The 477-nt window shown below is 49.3% G+C and carries 1 rRNA gene; it reads left to right on the forward strand.

Going from position 1 to position 477, the window contains the following annotated elements:
* Window positions 1-477 (forward strand): 23S ribosomal RNA (locus BHE89_RS20365); the annotation flags it as partial.

A 477-nucleotide genomic window follows, 5' to 3' on the forward strand; every position in this document is an offset into this window, starting at 1 on the left:
GTCGGTAAGGTGATATGAACCGTTATACCCGACGATTTCCGAATGGGGAAACCCAATATCCTATGGATATTATCATTAACTGAATACATAGGTTAATGAAGCGAACCGGGAGAACTGAAACATCTCAGTACCCCGAGGAAAAGAAATCAACCGAGATTCCCCTAGTAGCGGCGAGCGAACGGGGGAACAGCCCAGAGTCTTAATCAATAGCAGCATCAGGAGAACGGTCTGGAAAGTCCGGCAGTAAAGGGTGATAGCCCCGTATCCGAAGATGCTGTTATTGTGAACTCGACGAGTAGGGCGGGACACGTGTTATCCTGTCTGAATATGGGGGGACCATCCTCCAAGGCTAAATACTCCTGATTGACCGATAGTGAACCAGTACCGTGAGGGAAAGGCGAAAAAGAACCCCGGCGAGGGGAGTGAAAAAGAACCTGAAACCGTGTACGTACAAGCAGTAGGAGCCTCTTTATGGGG

Origin of the sequence: Shigella sp. FC1967 (genome assembly GCF_001743005.1) — a bacterium.
Classification (GTDB): domain Bacteria; phylum Pseudomonadota; class Gammaproteobacteria; order Enterobacterales; family Enterobacteriaceae; genus Proteus.